We start from the raw sequence: 595 nt of genomic DNA on the forward strand, positions 1-595 counted from the left end.
CTTCATGCCCAAGCCGCTCGAAGGCGTGCAGGGCAGCGGCATGCACCTGCACCTCAGCCTGTTCGACGGTGACGACAACGCGTTCTACGGCGGCGACGACGCGTACCACCTCTCCCCCGTCGCCAAGCAGTTCATGGCCGGCTTGCTGCACCACGCCGCCGAGATCACGGCCATCACGAACCAGACGGTCAACAGCTACAAGCGCCTGGTGCCCGGGTTCGAGGCCCCGGTCCACATCTCCTGGGCCCGCAACAACCGCAGCGGGCTCATCCGGGTGCCGATCGCCAAGCGCGGCAACCCCAGCGCCACCCGCCTGGAGTACCGGTCGCCCGACCCGGCGTAGTCGGCCTGGTGGATCGGGATTTGGTGCGCGGGCTGTCGCGTTGCACGCACGGGCCCCTGTGGGTCCTCTCGGCGCCCGCCGGCGGTCCGCTGCTGCTGGCGGCCGGGCTGCGTGGGGTGGAGCAGGGCTACGAACTGCCTGCCGAGGCGGACGCCAACCTCTTCGAGATGGACGACACGGCCCTGGCCAACCTGGGCATCGACACCCTCCCCCAGTCGCTGGCGGACTCGCTGCGCGTCATGGAGAAGTCCA

1 pseudogene is annotated in these 595 nt (G+C 69.9%); it reads left to right on the top strand.

Features of this window, described 5'->3' with window-relative positions:
- Positions 1–595 (top strand): annotated as a pseudogene (locus tag KDM41_18585) (hypothetical protein).

This window comes from bacterium, assembly GCA_020440705.1.
Classification (GTDB): domain Bacteria; phylum Krumholzibacteriota; class Krumholzibacteriia; order LZORAL124-64-63; family LZORAL124-64-63; genus JAGRNP01.